This window comes from Jatrophihabitans sp. (genome assembly GCA_036399055.1).
Taxonomy (GTDB): Bacteria; Actinomycetota; Actinomycetes; order Mycobacteriales; family Jatrophihabitantaceae; genus Jatrophihabitans_A.
This window is the reverse complement of the sequence record DASWNX010000026.1, coordinates 94,047-112,590: the sequence shown is the minus strand read 5'-3', so window position 1 is coordinate 112,590 and position 18,544 is coordinate 94,047. Positions and strand designations below refer to the sequence as shown.

The window sequence follows — 18,544 nt, the reverse complement described above, 5'->3', positions numbered from 1 at the left end:
ATTCAAACTCTCAAGGTTTCCCCTACCGCTCTAAACGGGCATTACTGGTGAGCGTGTTAACTAAGGGTGATCAATCAAATACCCGAATAGCGTATCTATAGCCTGGACCTTCGAGTGCCAGTGCCAACTGTGCCCCACAGAGTGATAGACCTGCGCTGCGGACGCGAGCTGGGCCGCACGGTTGCAGGGGCTTCCACCTGAATTGCTCCAGCCTCGGGTGCCGACATAGGACCTGTGAGCGCTTGCAGGTGTCTCAGGCCGCTGCTCGCTGGGCGGGCATGCGAACCTCGGTTCTGGCCGACGCTCAATTTATGCGCGGGCATATGCAAAGTCGTGGTCAACTGCCCTGCCGTTTGGGCGGACGCGCGCGCGGCGCAGCAGGTGGGGCCAGCTTGTCGATCTCGGCCTGCAGTTCTGAATTGGCGGTGCGCAATGCCAGCACCATTTCGACGCCGGCAAGGTTAAGGCCGGCGTCGAGCAGGCTGGCGATGTCTCGTAGCCGGTGCAGGTCATTCTCGCTGTAACGGCGGGTGCCTCCGGCGGTGCGCTGCGGGTTGACCAGGCCGCGGGCTTCGTATTGGCGTAGGTTCTGCGGCCCGCTGCCGACCAGCTCGGCTGCTGTCGTGATGCCGTACACGCCACGATCAGGGTCTGGCTGGGGGATGGGTCCCATCCGCACTCCTCCTCTCTGCGACTTGCACCAGTCTAAAAAATTTGGTACAACAAATCTACATCAGCCAGAGCACATTAGGTGAGTTGGCCGATGCGACCTAAGGAGTAAATCGACCGTCACTGTGGAGGTGGCAACCATGCTCATCCGTACAGACCCGTTCCGCGAACTCGACCGCTTCGCATCCCAGGTCTTCGGCACGGCCGCCCGGCCGACCGCGATGCCGATGGACGCATGGCGTGAGAACGACCGCTTTATCGTCGAGTTCGACCTGCCGGCTGTCGATCCGGAGAGCGTTGACCTCGATGTCGAGCGCAACGTGCTGACAGTGCGTGCCGAGCGGCGCCTGCGGGGCGAGAACGACATGGAACTGCTCGTGGCCGAGCGCCCGCGGGGCGTCTTCAGCCGGCAGGTCATCCTGGGCGATGCCCTCGACACCGACAAGATCGAGGCCAGCTACCAGGCCGGCGTGCTGCGCCTGACGATCCCGGTCGCTGAGAAGGCCAAGCCACGCAAAATCATGATTCAAAGCGACGCTCAGAACCGGCAGGCGATCTCGGTCTGATCCTTTGCTGAGAGTCGATGGCCCGGAACGACCCCGCCTACATCGGCGGCGCCGTTCCGGGCCCGTCTATGCGCCGCACGCGCGAGTGAAGGGTCAGCCCTCCCAGGGCGTCGGCTCCTCAGCCGGCCTCAGCCGGTAGTAGACGGTGTCGTAGCGCAGCAAGCGGTGCGCCAGCGGCACCAGGCGACCGTGGATCACCGGAAACCGTCGGGCCAGCAACCGGCGGGCCACGTCGATGTCAGGCCCGGAGAGCAAGCTGGCGATAGCCGGCTGGTCCGAGCCCTGCGGGCGACCGGTGATCGAGCAGGGCGCCACCCGAGCGCCGGGGAAGTTGCGCAGCCGCCGAGCCTTACCAGCAGCCGACCAGGTACGGAAGTATCCCTGGCCGTGCTCGTCCACCGCCACGTTCACCGGCGTGTCCACGGTGGAGCCGTCGCGCTTTCTGGTGGTGAGCAGCACGGTGTCGGCGCGTCGCAGGTGCTCGAACGTCTCCATCACCCGTTCGCCGCCTTCGACGGGGCCAGCACGCCGCCCGCGGCGCTGATCTCGGCCCGAGCCGCCGCCCCCGACTCCTCGCTGACCGGCACTGTGAGGTCGGTGAGCACCCGCACCGCCAGGCCGGCCTGCAGGGCGTCCAGGGCGCTGGCCCGGACGCAGTGGGACTCGGCGATGCCGCAGACGTCCAGCTCGCTGATGCCTGCGTCGCTGAGCACCTCAGCCAGCGGCCGGCCGTCCGTCGCCGTCCCGTCAAACGCTGAGTAGGCGGCCTGACGCAGTCCTTTTTTGATCGTCACATCAGCTCCGGCAGGCGCCAGGGCAGCAGCCACGGCCGGGTGCAATTCAGCGTTCGCGGTGCCGGCCAGCCCGTGCGGCGGCCAGCTGTCGATGAAATCGGGTCGCTCGGAGAAGTGCTCGCCTGGATCAAGGTGCCAGTCCTGACTGGTGATCGTCAGCCGGTACTGCGCACGGTGCGCCCTCAGGTGCTCGGCGATCCGGTCGGCGATCCGGTCGCCCCCGGCCACCGCCAGCTCACCGCCCTCGCAGAAGGTCGGCTGCACATCGACTATCAGCAGCGCGCGCGAACTGGTCATCGGATGATCCCTTCTGAATGGCAGAACCCGCTCGACCTTACGACAGCCGGCCGGCTGCTTCGAGCGCGCGCGGGCCGCCTGGCTTGGTCCGCTCTGTGACGTGAAAGTCGGCAATGTGCTCCGAAGCCTCTGGCGCAGCGGCGTCCGGTCCCCGCAAGGGCTGGCAGGATGGCTGAGTGGACATCGCGGTCGGCTTGGTGATTCTGGTGGCGGCGGGCGCCTTGCTCGCGGCGGCAGCCCGCCACTTCAAGGTCTCCGAGCCGCTGGTGCTCACCGTCGCGGGAGTGGCTGGGTCCTACCTGCCGTTCGTGCCCGACGTGGCGCTGACGTCGGACCTGGTGCTGTTGGGACTGCTGCCACCGCTGCTCTACACCACCGCGATCCGAACCTCACTGGTGGACTTCAAGGCCAACCGGCGCTCGATCGGGTTGCTGTCAGTGGGCCTGGTGCTATTCACCGCCTTCGGGGTGGGCGTGGTCGCCTGGCTGCTGCTGCCGGTGCCATTCGCGGCGGCCGTCGCGCTGGGCGCGGTGGTGGCGCCGCCGGACGCGGTGGCGGCCACCGCGATCGCCCGCCGGGTCGGCATGCCGCGCCGGATCGTGACCGTCCTGGAAGGCGAATCCCTCTTCAACGACGCCACCGCGCTGGTGACGCTGCGCACCGCCATCGCCGCCTCGGCGGGTTCGGTGAGCGTGCTGCACGCGGCCGGCGACTTCTTGCGGGCGGCCGGTGGCGGGGTGGCGGTCGGCATCGGGGTGGCGCTGGTGCTGGGAACGCTTCGCCGCCGGATCACCGATCCGGTGCTCGACACCACGGTCTCCTTCCTGGCGCCGTTCGCGGCCTACCTGCCCGCTGAGAAGATCCATGCCAGCGGCGTGATCGCGGTGGTGGTCGCCGGCCTGATTCTGGGGCACCGCGCGCCGATCTGGCAGAGCGCGGCCTCGCGGATCGCCGAGCGCACCAACTGGCGCACCGTCGAGTTCTTACTGGAGAACTCGGTGTTCCTGCTGATCGGCCTGCAGGTCCGGGTGGTCGTTGACAACGCCTGGCAGTCGCCGCTGAATCACTGGCAACTGATCGGCTCATGCCTGGCGATCCTGCTGACCGCGATGGTGTTGCGCCCGATCTGGGTCTTTCCAGCGGTGTATCTGCCGCGCAAGCTGTCCCGTCGAGTACGCGAGGCAGACCCGTCTCCGCCGTGGCAGCACCCGGCCGTCATCTCCTGGGCCGGCATGCGCGGAGTGGTGACGCTCGCCGCGGTCTTCCTGCTGCCCCAGGACATTCCCCAACGTGACGTGCTGGTGCTGGCCGCGCTCGTCGTGGTCGGCGGCACCTTGCTGTTGCAAGGAACCACGCTGCCGTGGCTGGTGCACCGGCTGAGCCTGCGCGGCCCCAGCCGGGCCGAGGACGCCCTGCAAGAGGCGGGCCTGATGCAGCAGGTCACCGATGCCGGACTGCAGGCGCTGGACAGGCATTCCGACGAGGACACGCCGTCGGAGGTGATCGAGGGCCTGCGCCAGCGGGTCGGGCATCAGGTGAACGCGGCGTGGGAGCGGCTGGGTCCCGACGAGTCGGATTTGCTGACGCCCAGCGAGCACTACCGACGGCTGCGGCTGTTGATGTTGCAGGCCGAGCGCGAGGAACTGCTCAAGGTCCGCGACTCCGGGGCGCTCGATCACGAGGTGCTGCAAGCGGTGATGCGAGTGCTGGACTTGGAGGAGTCGCTCATCGACCGGTTCGACGAAGGCGAGGATGAGTTGCAGCGCGACGAGCCGCTTCGCAGCCCCATCGCCGGCCAGGAGTGCGCGCACTTGGAAGCCGCGCCGTTGACCGTCCGCCCGGACACCCCTGGCCGGTGCCGGGAATGCGAGGACGAGGGGCTGAACTGGGTGCACCTTCGGATGTGCCTGACCTGCGGGCACGTCGCCTGCTGCGACTCCTCCGACGGCAAGCACGCCGACAAGCACTACTCCAGCACCGACCACCCGGTGATGCGCAGCGTGGAGTCCGGCGAGGCGTGGCGCTGGTGCTACGTCGATTCGCAGCTGGGCTGATCCGGCCCCAGCGGTCTCAGCGGCCTCAGCGGGCCGGTTAGCCCCTACGGGCCGGTGAGATCAGCTGCTGGTTCGGTTGGCCTCGAAGTAGGCGGTCAGCGCTTCTTCCACGACAGTCACCCGGTTGGTGGGGACCCCGCGACGGGCGCCGAGGATCACCGACACCCGGTCGAGCTGGCGGTAAAGGTCGGCGCGGATTCGCAGGTTCAACTGCTCGGTCTCTGGCTTCACGCCGCCGGCCTGGACGTTCGTCGGAGCCCCCGAGAACATCGCGCTGCTGTTGGGGGTGCTGTTGTTCGAGGTGCTGTTGTTCGGGGTGCTGCTGTCGCCGTTGGCCCGTCGAGGTCCGGCGGGGTCGTGCTGGGCGGCTGCCGGTTGATTTTCAGCAGAACTCACAGGGTGGTTCTCCATTGATAAGTCGAGAACCGGGGCCGATCGTGACGGCCACCGGTGTGTCTCCCGGCGCTGCCGGGCGAGGTGAAGGTGTGTCAGGACTTGCTGGCGTCCGGCTTAGGCATCAGGCCGTGCAGGGTGGGGACCCCCCGGACGTTCACCATGGACGGTTGCGCTCGCCCTTCGGCCACCAGTTGCTTGGCGTGCACGGCGATCAAGTCTGAGCTGACGCCGAACCTTCGGGCTAGGTCGCCGAACGTCGCCGGCCTTGCGGAGGCATTCATGCCCTGTAAAACGGAGAGAATCTGTAATTCCATGTCGATGGGCACAACCTCAGAGTAGCCCCCCTGAACCAAAAAAGCGGGCCGCCCGAAATAAGGGCAGCCCGCTTCTGGTCTTCTAATCGTCCCAGGGACCGTAATCGTCGGTATCCACGACAGTCTTCCTTTCACCGTCGGTCACTCAGCGGGCCTTGAAAAGGCAGCCGCCATCGACCGTTCTACTACCTGCTTGGGCGCTTGTTGGGCCGTTCACAGACCAGGCGCGTCATCACTGCTCAGGGTTCGAGCTGCGCTACCTGACAACCGCTAGGTGGGCTGCTGAGAGAACACTATACAGCTCACACGGGTTCACCGCTGCCAGAAGTGAAAAAGCGGACAGATCAGAAACCGGTGCGGCGCCCGCGCGGCCGGGCGCCGGCTGAGAACGCGGCAGCGCCGGTTGTCCGAGCGGCAGCCGGTCGGCTCTCGCTGGTGTGGATCGGAGTACCGGACTTGGCTGCTGACCCGCGTCCGGACGAGCCGCGACCGGACGAGGGGCGCCCGGCCGAGCCCCGGCCTGAAGCGCCCTGAGCCGAGCCACGACCACCCGATCCCGAACCCGTCGCGGGCTTGCCGCGGCCGGACGAGCCGCGCCCGGAAACGCGACCTCGGGCCGGCGGCTCCACAGTGCTGGAACCGGCCGGTGGCGTGACGAACGCCCGCTCGCCAGGCGCCAGCTCGGCCAGCAGCGGGTGACCCGGACGCAGCCGGGTGATCGTCGGGCTGATCGCTGCTCGCCGGGTCAGGTCGCGCACGTCGGCGACCTGATCGTCGGTCATCAGCGTGATCACAGTGCCGCCCGCGCCGGCGCGCGCGGTCCGGCCGGAGCGGTGCAGGTAGGCCTTGTGCTCGATCGGTGGGTCGGCGTGCACCACCAGGTTGACGTCATCGACATGGATGCCGCGAGCTGCGATGTCGGTGGCCACCAAGGTGTGGGTGCTGCCGTCGGAGAAGGCCTCGAGGTTGCGCGTCCGGGCGTTCTGGCTGAGGTTGCCGTGCAGTTCCACCGCCGGCACGCCGGAGGCGATCAGCTGGCGGGTGAGCTTCTTGGCGCCGTGCTTGGTGCGGGTGAAGACCAGCGTGCGGCCGGGCGCCGCGGTGAGTTCCACCAGCACCGGCAGCCGGTCATCGGCCCCCGTCAGGTGCAGCACGTGGTGTGACATCTGCGAGACGGGCGACTGAGCCGAGTCGACGCTGTGCGTGATCGGATTGTTGAGATACCGCTTGACCAGCACATCGACGCCGGCGTCGAGGGTGGCAGAGAACAGCATGCGCTGACCTGAGGCCGGCGTCCGGTCCAGCAGCCGCCGGACTGAGGGCAGGAAGCCGAGGTCGGCCATGTGGTCGGCCTCGTCCAGCACGGTGATCTCGACCTGGCTCAGGTCGGCGTGACCGCTGGAGATCAGGTCCTCAAGCCGGCCGGGGCAGGCCACCAGGACGTCCACGCCGGCCCGCAGGCCGGTGATCTGCGGATTGGCGCCGACCCCGCCGAACACGGTGAGGGTGCGCAGTGACAGCGCGTGGGCCAGCGGCGCCAGCGCGGCCTCGATCTGGCTGGCCAGCTCACGGGTCGGAGCCAGGATCAGCGCCCGAGGGCTCTTGGGCCGTCGGGGCTTGCTGCTGCCGGCCAAACGGGCCAGAACCGGCAGGGCGAACGCGTAGGTCTTGCCCGAGCCGGTCCGACCGCGGCCCAGCACGTCTCGACCGGCCAGTGAGTCGGGCAGTGTCGCCTGCTGGATCGGAAACGGCGCGGTGATGCCTTGGGCGGCCAGCACGGCTGTCAGCGCGCTCGGGACGCCGAGCTCGGCGAAGCCGGCCGACACCGAGGTTGCGGGGGAGGCCGAGCTTGCGGGGGAGGCCGAGCTTGCGGGGGAGGCCGTGGGGCGAACGGCCTGCGCCGGCGTCGAACCAGCAGCTGTTCGGGCATTTCGGTTGGAATTGGACACGAGATTGGACGAACGGGGGCGGTTGACCGCCATAACGATGACTCCAGAGCTAGAAGGTCGTCCTGCCCGGCGCAGACCAGCGGTCGCGGCGCGTGGTGTGGGACCAAAGGAGAGCCGGAGGCAGAACTGAACCGGCTACCGGAGGCGACTCTACCCTGGCCTGGACCTCCAGGTTGCTCGCCCTGCGCCGCAAGCAGCCGCTGGCCTTCGATGAGCCGTTAGGGTGAGACGTCGACCACAAGCAGGAGGACAGCAAGTGTTCAGGCGAGTTGCCATTGTCAATCGTGGAGAGGCCGCGATGCGGCTTATCCATGCCGTGCGTGAGCTGAACGCCGCTGGTGGCGAGCAGATCGAGACGGTGGCGCTCTACACCGACGCCGAGAGTTCGGCCAAGTTCGTCCGCGAAGCCGACTTGAGGTACCCGATCGGCCCGGCCTCGGCCCGGCCCTACCTCGACTACGCGGTGCTCGAGCGAGCTCTTCGAGAGACCGGCGCGGATGCGGCCTGGGTGGGATGGGGCTTCGTCGCCGAGGACCCGGCGTTCGCCGAGCTGTGCGAGCGGCTCGGCATCACCTTCATCGGCCCGAGCGCCGCGGCGATGCGGGCGCTGGGCGACAAGATCGGCTCCAAGCTGCTGGCCGAGAAGGTCGGCGTGCCGGTCGCGCCATGGAGCCAGGGAGCCGTCGATGACCTGCGATCGGCGCTGACCAAGGCCGAGACGCTGGGCTATCCGTTGATGCTCAAGGCCACCGCAGGCGGCGGCGGCCGGGGAATCCGGGTGGTGCGGTCGGCGCAGGAGCTGACGGCGGCCTTCAACCAGACCCGCGACGAGGCAGTACGCGCCTTCGGCAGCGGCGTGATGTTCCTGGAGACCATGCTGTCCGGCGCCCGGCACGTGGAGGTGCAGGTGGTGGCCGACGGCCAGGGCGCCGCCTGGGCCATCGGAGTCCGCGACTGCTCGGTGCAGCGGCGCAACCAGAAGGTGATCGAGGAGTCCTCTTCGGCGGTGCTGGCGCCGCACCAGGTCGCCCAGCTGAAGGCCTCGGCCGAGCGGCTTGCCCTGGCCGTGGAGTACCGGGGCGCGGGCACGGTGGAATTCCTCTACCGCCCTGCCGACGAGACGTTCGCCTTCCTCGAGGTCAACACCCGCTTGCAGGTCGAGCACCCGATCACCGAGCTGACCACCGGGTTGGACCTGGTGAAGATCCAGCTCGAGGTCGCAGCCGGTGGACGGCTGGTCGGCCAGCCGCCGGTCGAGCTCGGTCATGCTGTCGAGGCCCGGCTCAACGCCGAGGACCCCGACCGGGACTTCGCCCCGGCCCCTGGCCGGATCGCCCTGCTGGACCTGCCGGACGGGCCGGGCGTGCGGGTCGACACCGGATTCAGCAGCGGCGACGCCATTCCCGCCGACTTCGACTCCATGATCGCCAAGATCATCGCCTATGGCCGGACCCGGGACGAGGCGCTGGCCCGGTTGCGCCGGGCGGTGCGTGACACCACCGTGATCATCGAAGGCGGCGCCACCAACAAGAGCTTCGTGCTGGACCTGCTGTCCGAGCCTGAGGTGATCGCCGCCACCGCGGACACCGGCTGGATCGACCGCACTCGGTCCGAGGGCGGGCTGGTGTCGCACCAGCACGCCGGCATCGCGCTGGTGGCCGCCGCCATCGAGGCCAACGAGGTGGAGGAGCGCGCCGAGCGGCTGCACTTCTTCGCCACCGCGCACGGAGGCCGGCCGCAGGCCCGCCACAAGGTCAGCCGGGCGATCGACCTGACCCTGCGCGACGCCAGGTATCGGGCGCACGTCTCGCAACTGGGTCCCAACCGCTACCGGGTCGGCGTGGGGCAGGACGGCGAAGTCCGGACCGTCGACGCCCGGATCGAGCGGTTGAACAGTTACGTCAGCCGCATCGAGGTCGGCGATCAGCGTTACCGGCTGGTCAGCGCGACCCACGGGATCGTCAACCTGGTCGAGGTCGACGGTGTCACGCATCGAGTCAGCCGCGACGAGGGCGGCGTGCTCCGCTCGCCGGCGCCGGCCCTGGTGGTGGCCGTTCCGGTGGCCGTCGGTGACGAGGTGCAGGCGGGGACTCCGGTGCTGGTGCTGGAGAGCATGAAGATGGAGACGGTGCTCACCGCGCCGTTCCCGGCCAGAGTGCGCGAGTTGCTGGTCTTCACCGGTGGGCAGGTCGAGACCGGCACGCCGCTGGTGCGCCTGGAGCCGACGGCGGAAGCAGACGGCGCCGCCGACGCCAACGCGCCCGCGCCCGTCGAATCCGAGGAGCTGGAACTGCCGACCGGTCGCAGCGGCACGGCCGCGGCCCGGGCCGCCGGCTGCCTGGACGACCTGCGCAGCCTCTTGCTGGGATTTGACATGACCGATTCCGACGCCGACCGGACGCTGAGGGCTTACCAGCGCTTCCGGGCCGAGCTGGCCAGCGGCGGGCACTCCTCGGTGACGGCCGAGCTGAAGGTCTTCCGCGCCTTCGCCGACCTCTGCGAGCTGAGCCGCAACCGGCCGGGCGGCGAGGAGGCGCCCGGCGAGCGGATGCACAGCCCGCGCGAGTACTTCCACTCCTACCTGCACAGCCTGGACGTCGACCGCGAGCAGCTGCCCGAGGCGTTCCGGCAGCGGCTGTCCCAGGCTCTGACCCATTACGGGATCACCGACCTCGAGCGCACGCCGGCCCTGGAAGAAGCCGTCTACCGGATCTTTCTGGCCCAGCCCGGCGCATCGGCGCACCGGCGCCTGGTCACCTCGCTGCTGCAGCAGTGGCTGATGGACGACGCCCCCGCCGGAGAGGTCGCCGAGCAGGCCCGCGACGTGCTCGAACGGGTGATCGCGGCCACCCAGCTGCGGTACCCGGTGGTCGGCGACCTCGCCCGCAGCGTCCGCTTCCGATGGTTCGACCAGCCGCTGGTCGACGCCGTCCGGGCTTCGGTGCTGGCCGGGGTGCGCGACGAGCTCCGGTACCTGGCCGCACATCCGGACGCGCCGGACTACGGCCGGCGAATCAACGCCCTGGCCGCGATTCCGGAGCAGATCGTCCGGTTCCTGGCCGAACGGCTGGAGGGCGGCATCGGCGAGCACGAGCCGATGCTCGAGGTCTTGGCACGCCGGCACTACCGGGAGTACGAGTTGCACGGCCTGCGAAACTTGCAGGCCGCGGACCGGCCGTTCGTGGTGTGCGACTACACCCTCGACGAGCGGCCGACCCACCTGGTGACCACGGTGGCCGAGCTGTCGGAGTTGACGCCCGGGTCGGCGCTGGTCACGGCGTTGGAGCAGCGCCTGCAGGCCGCTCCGGCAGGCCACGAGGTCGTGCTGGACCTGTACGTGCTCTGGCCGCAGGTGCCTGACTCGGCCGTCGAGGCCTCCGCGCGGCTGCAGGTGATCCTGGCCAAGCTGGAGCTCAGCCGGCAGGTGCGCCGGGTGGTCACGGCGATCTGCCCAGGCTCGGGCCGGCCGGTCTCCTACTACACCTTCCGGCCGCAGCGAGAAGACGCCGACGGCTCGGTGGACTCGGCCGGTCTGGTCGAGGACGACCTGGTGCGCGGCGTGCACCCGATGGTCGGCCGGCGGCTGAAGATGCGGCGGCTGCAGGAATTCAAGATCACCAGGCTCGACGCTCCCGAGGACGTGCTGCTGTACCTGCTGGTGGCGCCGAACAACGAGTCCGACCGCCGGCTGGTGGCGCTGGCCCAGATCCGGGAGTTCGCGGTGGTCCGCGACGCTGACGGCCATGTCGTGTCGCTGCCGCACGCCGAGCGGGCGGTGGCCAGCTGCGGCGAGGCGATCCGGCGGGCTCGGGCCAACCTCGGCGGCGCCCGGCTGGACATGAACTACGTGGGATTGCACATCTGGCCCACGGTGGACGCCCCGGTCTCGGAGTTGACAGCCCTGCAGCGCACCATCTCACCGCTGACCGTCGGCGCGGGCATCGAGGAGGTCATCGCCGAGGGCAGGGTGATGTCACCGGACGGCCGGGCTCGCAACACCGTCGTCCGGTTCTCCTTCCAGCCCGGCGCCGGCGTGGTCACCTCGGTGAGCGGCCGGCTGGACGACTGGCTGCATCCGCTGGACGACTACGCCCAGAAGGTGCTCCGCGCCCGCCGGCGGGGCACGGTGTACCCCTACGAGCTGGTGGGAATGCTCAGTGGCCGCGACGGCCGGTTCACCGAGTACGACCTGGATGAGCAGGGCCGGCTGGCGGCGGTGGACCGAGCGCCCGGCGGTAACCGCGCCGGCATCGTCGTCGGGGTGGCGAGCACGCCGACCGACCGCCATCCCGAGGGCATCACCCGCGTCGTGCTGCTCGGCGACCCGACCCGGGCGCTGGGCGCGGTGGCCGAGGCAGAGTGCGCCCGGATCATCGCCGCGCTGGACCTCGCCGAGGAGCTGTCGGTTCCGGTGGAGTGGTTCGCGCTGTCGGCCGGCGCCCGGATCTCGATGGACTCAGGCACCGAGAACATGGACTGGGTGGCCCGGGCGCTGCGCCGGATCGTCACCTTCACCCAGGCCGGCGGTGAGATCAACGTCGTGGTCGCCGGGATCAACGTCGGCGCCCAGCCGTACTGGAACGCCGAAGCGACGATGTTGATGCACACCAAGGGGATTCTGGTGATGACGCCGGAAAGCGCGATGGTGCTCACCGGCAAGCAGTCGCTGGACTTCTCCGGCGGGGTGTCGGCCGAGGACAACTTCGGCATCGGCGGCTATGACCGGGTGATGGGGCCCAACGGCCAGGCGCAGTACTGGGTGCCCAACCTGGCCGCCGCCTGCGAGCTGCTGAGCGAGCACTACGCGCACAGCTATGTGGCCGCGGGAGAGAGCGGTCCCAGGCTGGTCAAGAGCTCGGACCCGGTGGACCGCGACATCAGCGACTACCCCCACGACCTGGCCGCCAGCGAATTCCGCACGGTCGGCGACATCTTCTCGCCGACCGGCAACCCCGACCGCAAGAAGCCCTTCGACATCAGATCCTTGATGCGGGCAGTCGCCGACCAGGACATCTCGGTGCTGGAACGGTGGGCCGGGATGGCCGACGCCGAGACCTCAGTCGTCTTCGACGCCCACCTCGGCGGCCGTCCGGTGTGCCTGATCGGCATCGAGTCCCGAGCGATCCCGCGCCGAGGCTTCCCACCCAGCGACGGACCGGACCTGTGGACGGCCGGCACCTTGTTCCCCCGCTCGTCGAAGAAGACGGCGCGGGCGATCAACGCCGCCAGCGGCAACCGACCGGTGGTCATGCTGGCCAACCTGTCCGGCTTCGACGGCTCGCCGGACTCGATGCGCAACCTGCAGCTGGAGTACGGCGCCGAGATCGGGCGAGCCGTCGTCAACTTCAAGGGCCCGATCGTGTTCTGTGTGGTTTCCCGTTATCACGGCGGTGCGTTCGTGGTCTTCTCCAAGGCGTTGAACAGCGAGATGACGGTGCTTGCGATCGAGGGCTCCTACGCCTCGGTTCTCGGCGGCGCGCCCGCCGCGGCTGTGGTGTTCACCGGTGAGGTCGACGCCCGGACCGCCCGGGATCCTCGGATAAAGCAGTTGGAGGAGCGTGGCGCCGCCGCGACCGGTGTCGAGCGGGCGGCTCTGGCGACGGAGCTTGCCACGTTGCGCAGCAGCGTCCGGGTCGAGAAGCTGGCCGAGGTGGCGGCGGAGTTCGATGCCATCCACAGCATCCAGCGGGCCGTCGAGGTCGGCTCGGTCGACGCGGTGATCGGCGCGCACGAGCTGCGGCCCCGGCTGATCCAGGCGCTGGACGCAGCCGACGTCAGGCGCCGCGCCGAGACTGTCAGCTGAGCAGGCCTGCCGATCCGGGCGGCTGGCAGTACGGGCACCAGTACAGGTTGCGCCCGACGAGCACCTCGGTTCGGACCTCCGTGCCGCAGACCCGGCACGGCAGGCCGGCACGGCGGTAGACGTAGCCGGCCTCGTCGCGGCGCAGCGGACCGCGCTTGCGGGGCCGGTCCTCGGCCCGCAGCGTCTCGATCCGGCCCACCCGGACCCCGGCGCGCATCAGCGTCACCAGGTCCGTCCACATCTGCAGCCACACCGGCAGGCTCAGCGCCTGACCGGGCAGGTACGGGTCCAGCCGGTGCCGGTACAGCAACTCTGCCCGGTAGACATTGCCTATTCCGGCGATGACCTGCTGGTCCATCAGCAGCGCCGCGATCACCGTCTTGCTGCGGCTGATCCGGCGGTAGGCGGCCAGCGGGTCGGCGTCGCCACGCAGCGGGTCAGGCCCGAGCCGGGCGAACAGGGCGGTGATCTCGTGCGGCTCGATCAGCTCGCAGACGGTGGCGCCGCGCAGGTCCGTCCAGGCGTTCTCCCCCACCAGCCGCAACCGCAGCGCGCCCTTGGGCTCGGGAGGCAGCCCCGAGCCGGTGGTGAAACTGCCGTACAGGCCGAGGTGGACGTGCAGCGCCAGACCGCCCTGGTAGTGGTGCAGCAGGTGCTTGCCGTTGGCCTCGGTGCGCCGCAGCAGCCGGCCGTCCAGCGCGCTGGCGCCTTCGGCGAACCTGCCCTGCGGGCTGCTGGCGCGCACCGGCCGGCCACCGAACAACCTGCGGTGCTCGCGGGCCAGCCGGTGCAGGGTATGACCTTCAGGCACGGGCGTGGCCTCTGCGCGTTGGGCCCTTGCCTGCTGGGCGGCCGCCGATCACAGGGTGCATGACTCAAGAAAGTAGCGGCTCGCCCGGCATGACAGAATCGCGGCATGCCAGCCTGGATCTGCTGGACCTGCGGGGTGCAGCAGGCCGACACCGTCACGCCGCGCGAAAGCTGCCCGATCTGCTGTGACGAGCGCCAGTACGTCGGCTGGGAAGGCCAGCGCTGGACCACCATGGCCGAGCTCGCCTCCGACCGTCGCAGTGAGCTGCGCGAGGAGGAGCCCAACCTGCTCGGCATCGGCACCGAGCCCTCGTTCGCGATCGGCCAGCGCGCGCTGCTGGTCAGCACCGAGCACGGCAACGTGCTGTGGGACTGCGTCTCGCTGCTCGACGACGCCGCCTACTCCGAGGTCGCGCGGCGCGGCGGCATCAAGGCGATCTGCCTGTCGCACCCGCATTTCTACGCGGCCTGCGTCGAGTGGGCCGACGCCTTCGACGCCGAGATCCTGATACCGGTGGCCGACCAGCAGTGGATCCAGCGCCCGTCCGCACGGGTGCGGCTGTGGCAGGACCGCGTCGAGCCGGTGCCCGGGCTCACCCTGGCCCGGATCGGCGGTCACTTCGACGGGGCGGCCGTGCTGCACTGGCCGGCAGGCGCCGAGGGCCGCGGCGCGCTGCTGACCGGTGACACCGTCACCGTCGTGCAGGACCGGGAATGGGTCAGCTTCATGTGGAGCTACCCCAACCTGATTCCGCTGGACGCCGGCGCCATCACCGACATCGTCGAGCGGATCGAGCCGTTTGACTTCGACCGGATCTACGGCGGCTGGTGGGGGCGGGTGGTCGTGCGCGACGGCGCGTCGGCGATCCGGCGCTCGGCTCAGCGCTATCTGGAACGGCTAGCCGGCGAGCGTCCCTGACGCCGGGCTGCAAAGATTGCCCACGCCCCGAACAGGGGGTCAGGCGCGCTCTTCGCACAGGCGCTTTTCGTAACTGACACCGGCAGCATGGACGAGCAACGGAGACTCATGTGACCACATTCGACGACGGGATCGCGGCCACCGAACTCGGCACCGGCACGGTGGTGCACACCGATGTGGTCGTCGTCGGCTCAGGACCGGCGGGGGCGTCGGCGGCGTTGTTCCTGTCCACCCTGGGCGTCGCCAACGTCATGATCACCAAGTACCGCTGGACCGCCAACACCCCGCGGGCGCACATCACCAACCAGCGCACCATGGAGATCTTCCGCGACATCGGCATCGAGGATCAGGTGCTGGCCGAGGCCACGCCGCACGAGCTGATGGGCGACACCGTCTTCTGCACCTCCATCGCCGGCGAGGAGATCGGCCGCATCCTGACCTGGGGCACCCACCCGGCCCGCCACGGCGATTACCGGCTGGCCTCGCCGTCGATGAACTGCGATATCCCGCAGACCTATCTGGAGCCGATCCTGGTCCGCAACGCCACCGCGCGAGGCACCCAGGCGCGGTTCTCGACCGAATACGTCTCCCACACCCAGGACTCCGAAGGCGTCACGGTCACGGTGCTCGACCGGCTCACCGGCGGCACGTACCAGATCCGGGCCAAGTACCTGATCGGCGGCGACGGCGCCCGGTCAGCGGTCGCGGCTGACATCGACCTGCCCCTGGAAGGGCAGACCGACATCGCGGGCTCGATGAACATCACCTTCAAGGCCGACCTCAGCCACCTGGTCGCGCACCGGCCGTCCATCCTGTACTGGGTGATCCAACCGGGCGCGGAGGTCGGCGGGATCGGCGCCGGCCTGGTGCGCATGGTCCGGCCCTGGAACGAGTGGCTGATCGTGTGGGGCTTCGACATCAACCAGCCGCCACCGCAGGTGGACGACGCCGCGGCCATCGCCATCGTGCGCAACCTGGTCGGCGTGCCCGACCTGGAGGTGGAGATCACCGGGGCGTCGTTGTGGGGCAACAACGAGCAGTACGCCACCCGGTTGCAGCGCGGCCGGGTCTTCTGCGCCGGCGACGCGGTGCACAAGCACCCGCCGAGCAACGGGCTCGGCTCGAACACCTCCATCCAGGATTCCTACAACCTCGCCTGGAAGATCGCCGCCACCCTCTCCGGCCAGGCCGGGGCAGGGCTGCTCGACACCTACAGCGACGAACGGGCGCCGGTGGCCAAGCAGATCGTGCTGCGCGCCAACCAGTCCAGCCGCGAGTTCGTCCAGCTGTTCACTGCCCTGGGCATCAAGCCCGGCCAGACCGAGGCCGAGATGATCGCGCAGATCGATGAGCGTAAGGACGACTCCCCGGCCGGCGCGGCCAAGCGCAGCGCGCTACTGGACGCGATGGAGCTGAAGAACTACGAGTTCAACGCCCACGGCGTCGAGCTCGGCCAGTTCTACCAGTCCAGCGCCGTGCTGTCCGACGGCGCCGAGCGCCCAGCGCCGGTGCGCGACCCGGAGCTCTACTACCAACCCTCGACGGTCCCCGGATCGCGCCTTCCGCACGTCTGGGTCGGCAACGCCCAGCGCACCGTGTCCACCCATGACCTCGCCCCGTACGGACGGTTCACCGTCCTCACCGGCATCACCGGAAAAGCCTGGGTCCAGGCGGCCGCGGACGTGGCCGAGCGGTGGGGACTGCCGCTGGGCGGCGTCGTGATCGGGCCCGGGCAGGACGTCACCGACCTGTACTACGACTGGGCCCGAATCCGAGAAGTGGCCGAGGACGGCATGATCTTGGTGCGCCCGGACAAGCACATCGCCTGGCGGTCGCCGACCATGGTCGAAGACCCCATCGCCACGTTGACCTCGGTGCTGGCCTCCATCCTGGAGCGAGCCTGACGTGCCGCTGGCCTTCGAGCATGAGACCAAGGGCCAACGCGTCCTGTTCGGCTCGGGCGCTGCCGCTGGACACCTGCGCGACGAGGTGGCCCGCTTCGCCGCGCTACGGCCCCTTGTCATCGCGGCCGACCGCCAGAGGGGTCTGATCGAACGGGCCGGTCTGGCCGGCGCCGTGCGCTACCACCGGATAACCGAGCACGTGCCGGTCGAGGTGGCTGAGGACGCCCGGGCCGCGGCGGCTCAGGCTGATCTGGTGATCGCCATCGGCGGGGGGTCGGCCATCGGGCTGGCCAAAGCGGTCGCGCTCACCTCGGGCTTGCCGATCATCGCGACCCCGACCACCTTCGCAGGCTCGGAAGCCACCGATGTCTGGGGGCTGACCGAGCGGGGCCAGAAGCGGACCGGCGTCGACCCGCGGGTGCTGCCGCGAACGGTCGTCTATGACGCCGAGTTGCTGGAGTCCCTGCCGGTCGAGCTCGCGGTGGCCTCCGGACTCAACGCCGTCGCGCACTGCGTGGACTCCATGTGGGGGCCGCGGGCAGATCCGATCAACGCCGCGCTGGCGATGGCGGGGCTCCACTCCCTCGCGGTCGGGCTGCCGGGGGTGGTGGCCGAGGCCGACCGAGACGCGATCGAGCAGTCCCTGTACGGCTGCTATCTGGCCGCGGTCGCCTTCGCCTCGGCCGGATCAGGGTTGCACCACAAGATCTGCCACGTGCTGGCAGGGGCCTTCAACCTGCCGCACGCGGCCACGCACGCCATCGTGCTGCCCCACGTGCTCGCGTTCAACGCCCCTTACGCTCCGCGGGCCGCTGAGCAGATCGCCCAGGCGCTGGGATCGGGCGACGCCTGCCAGGGCCTGGACGAGCTGCGCGCGCGGCTGAACGCGCCGAGGGCCCTGCGTGAGCTCGGCCTGGCAGAGGACGACCTGGCGGCCGCGGCGCAGGCGATCCTGCCGCAGGTGCCGGCCGCGAACCCACGCCCGGTCGAGGCCGACACGCTTGACCGGTTGTTGCGAGCGGCCTGGGCCGGAGACCAACCACGGATGGAGAGCCACCCATGAACGACAGAACATCCCCGCAGGACCTCCGCGAGCGGCGCCTGGTCGAGGAGGTGGTCGCGAGCTTCGGCGCGACTGCCGACCCGCGGGTTCGGACGGTGCTGACCGCCCTGGTCGAGCACCTGCACGCGTTTCTCCGCGAGGTCCGCCTGACCCAGGGCGAATGGCAGCAGGCGATCGACTTCCTGACCGCGGCCGGTCACATCACCGACGACAAGCGACAGGAGTTCATCCTGCTGTCCGACGTGCTGGGTGCGTCCATGCAGACCATCATCATCAATGACGACCCGACCGGCGCGGCGACCGAGGCGACCGTCGTCGGCCCGTTCTTCCTTGACGACGCACCGCTGGTGCCTCTCGGCGGTGACATCTCCTTCGGCGCGTCGGGTGAGCCGTGCTGGGTGGAGGGCACCGTCACCGACACCTCCGGCCGACCTTTGGCCGGGGCCCGGCTGGAGGTGTGGGAGGCCGACGATGACGGCCGCTACGACGTGCAGTACCCCGACGGCCGGGTGGCCGCGCGGGGGCGGCTGTTCACCGACGCCGACGGGGGATACCGGTTCTGGGCGGTCACCCCCACCCCGTACCCGATTCCCGACGACGGCCCGGTTGGCGCCTTGCTCGCCGCGACCGGCCGGTCGCCGATGCGTGCGCCCCACCTGCATTTCATGGCCAGCCACGAGGGCATGCGAACGCTGGCCACGCACATCTTCGTGGCCGGCGACGACCTCGGCTCGGACAGCGTGTTCGGCATCCGGGAATCGCTCGTCGTCGACTTCCCGAGGCATGCTGGGGACGAGCCGACACCGGACGGCCGGCAGGTGACAGGTTCCTGGACCCGCGCCCGGTTCGACATCACGCTGAGCCCGGCCTCCTGAGGCAGCTGAGGGGGACGGCCACCCAGCGGCATTGGGTAGGGCTGGCAGTGTGCGGTCAGGGGTGCGGGTACGCGCCGCGACGCCATCGACCTTCTAGGTCGAGTGACAACTGCGGTGGCCTGGTGATCGAG

Annotated in this window: 14 protein-coding genes; 7 read left to right on the top strand and 7 right to left on the bottom strand. The window is 69.6% G+C overall.

Annotated elements, in window-relative coordinates; genetic code table 11:
• Positions 1–337: 337 nt before the first annotated feature.
• Positions 338–637 (bottom strand): MerR family transcriptional regulator, encoded by a 300-nt coding sequence (locus tag VGB75_10165; protein HEY0167394.1) that lies wholly within the window; start codon positions 635–637, stop codon positions 338–340.
• 172 nt (positions 638–809) lie between these two features.
• Here VGB75_10165 and VGB75_10160 point away from each other — a divergent pair, with 172 nt between their 5' ends.
• Entirely contained in the window at positions 810–1,235 is a 426-nt protein-coding gene (locus VGB75_10160; GenBank protein ID HEY0167393.1) for an Hsp20 family protein, read from the top strand.
• 93 nt (positions 1,236–1,328) lie between these two features.
• Here the strand turns inward: VGB75_10160 and VGB75_10155 are convergent, their stop codons facing one another.
• Together VGB75_10155 and VGB75_10150 are read right to left on the bottom strand one after the other, a co-directional pair.
• Complete coding sequence (locus tag VGB75_10155; GenBank protein ID HEY0167392.1) at positions 1,329–1,730, bottom strand: PPOX class F420-dependent oxidoreductase; 402 nt, start codon at positions 1,728–1,730, stop codon at positions 1,329–1,331.
• Positions 1,730–2,326, bottom strand: coding sequence for an isochorismatase family protein (locus tag VGB75_10150; protein HEY0167391.1), 597 nt, complete (start codon positions 2,324–2,326; stop codon positions 1,730–1,732). The genes VGB75_10155 and VGB75_10150 overlap by 1 nt, the downstream gene beginning before the upstream one ends.
• 176 nt (positions 2,327–2,502) lie before the next feature.
• Here VGB75_10150 and VGB75_10145 point away from each other — a divergent pair, with 176 nt between their 5' ends.
• Entirely contained in the window at positions 2,503–4,380 is a 1,878-nt protein-coding gene (locus VGB75_10145) for a Na+/H+ antiporter (protein HEY0167390.1), read from the top strand.
• A 60-nt stretch (positions 4,381–4,440) separates the two neighbouring features.
• On the opposite strand, the gene VGB75_10140 is transcribed toward VGB75_10145, so the two are convergent.
• The 3 genes from VGB75_10140 to VGB75_10130 form a co-directional block, all read right to left on the bottom strand.
• A complete protein-coding gene (locus VGB75_10140; protein HEY0167389.1) occupies positions 4,441–4,776 on the bottom strand; it encodes a hypothetical protein in 336 nt (111 codons plus the stop codon).
• A 92-nt stretch (positions 4,777–4,868) separates the two neighbouring features.
• A complete protein-coding gene (locus VGB75_10135) occupies positions 4,869–5,102 on the bottom strand; it encodes a hypothetical protein (GenBank protein HEY0167388.1) in 234 nt (77 codons plus the stop codon).
• Between the two features lie 332 nt (positions 5,103–5,434).
• Positions 5,435–6,916 (bottom strand): DEAD/DEAH box helicase, encoded by a 1,482-nt coding sequence (locus VGB75_10130; protein HEY0167387.1) that lies wholly within the window; start codon positions 6,914–6,916, stop codon positions 5,435–5,437.
• Positions 6,917–7,262: 346 nt separating this feature from the next.
• Between VGB75_10130 and VGB75_10125 the strand changes: the two genes are divergently transcribed.
• A complete protein-coding gene (locus VGB75_10125) occupies positions 7,263–12,842 on the top strand; it encodes a carboxyl transferase domain-containing protein (GenBank protein ID HEY0167386.1) in 5,580 nt (1,859 codons plus the stop codon).
• Here the strand turns inward: VGB75_10125 and VGB75_10120 are convergent.
• Positions 12,835–13,653 (bottom strand): DNA-formamidopyrimidine glycosylase family protein, encoded by an 819-nt coding sequence (locus VGB75_10120; protein HEY0167385.1) that lies wholly within the window; start codon positions 13,651–13,653, stop codon positions 12,835–12,837. The two genes, VGB75_10125 and VGB75_10120, sit on opposite strands and share 8 nt — an antisense overlap.
• A 105-nt stretch (positions 13,654–13,758) precedes the next feature.
• On the opposite strand from VGB75_10120, the gene VGB75_10115 reads away from it, so the two are divergent.
• The 4 genes from VGB75_10115 to VGB75_10100 all read left to right on the top strand — a co-directional run bounded on the left by VGB75_10115 (position 13,759) and on the right by VGB75_10100 (position 18,413).
• Positions 13,759–14,571: an MBL fold metallo-hydrolase gene (locus VGB75_10115; protein ID HEY0167384.1), complete on the top strand. Its 813-nt coding sequence runs from the start codon at positions 13,759–13,761 to the stop codon at positions 14,569–14,571.
• 110 nt (positions 14,572–14,681) lie between these two features.
• Positions 14,682–16,475, top strand: a complete 1,794-nt coding sequence (locus VGB75_10110) for an FAD-dependent monooxygenase (protein ID HEY0167383.1) — start codon at positions 14,682–14,684, stop codon at positions 16,473–16,475.
• Between the two features lies 1 nt (position 16,476).
• Complete coding sequence (locus tag VGB75_10105) at positions 16,477–17,538, top strand: maleylacetate reductase (protein HEY0167382.1); 1,062 nt, start codon at positions 16,477–16,479, stop codon at positions 17,536–17,538.
• On the top strand, positions 17,535–18,413 hold the full coding sequence (locus VGB75_10100) for a dioxygenase (GenBank protein HEY0167381.1): 879 nt from the start codon (positions 17,535–17,537) through the stop codon (positions 18,411–18,413). Before VGB75_10105 ends, VGB75_10100 begins: the two co-directional genes overlap by 4 nt.
• Positions 18,414–18,544 lie beyond the last annotated feature (131 nt).

Excerpts from the sequence above, each read along its gene's own strand:
- VGB75_10160 (HEY0167393.1), top strand. The coding sequence starts at position 810 with ATGCTCATCCGTACAGACCCGTTCCGCGAACTCGACCGCTTCGCATCC.
- VGB75_10155 (HEY0167392.1), bottom strand. The coding sequence starts at position 1,730 with ATGGAGACGTTCGAGCACCTGCGACGCGCCGACACCGTGCTGCTCACC.
- VGB75_10150 (HEY0167391.1), bottom strand. The coding sequence starts at position 2,326 with ATGACCAGTTCGCGCGCGCTGCTGATAGTCGATGTGCAGCCGACCTTC.
- VGB75_10115 (HEY0167384.1), top strand. The coding sequence starts at position 13,759 with ATGCCAGCCTGGATCTGCTGGACCTGCGGGGTGCAGCAGGCCGACACC.
- VGB75_10100 (HEY0167381.1), top strand. The coding sequence starts at position 17,535 with ATGAACGACAGAACATCCCCGCAGGACCTCCGCGAGCGGCGCCTGGTC.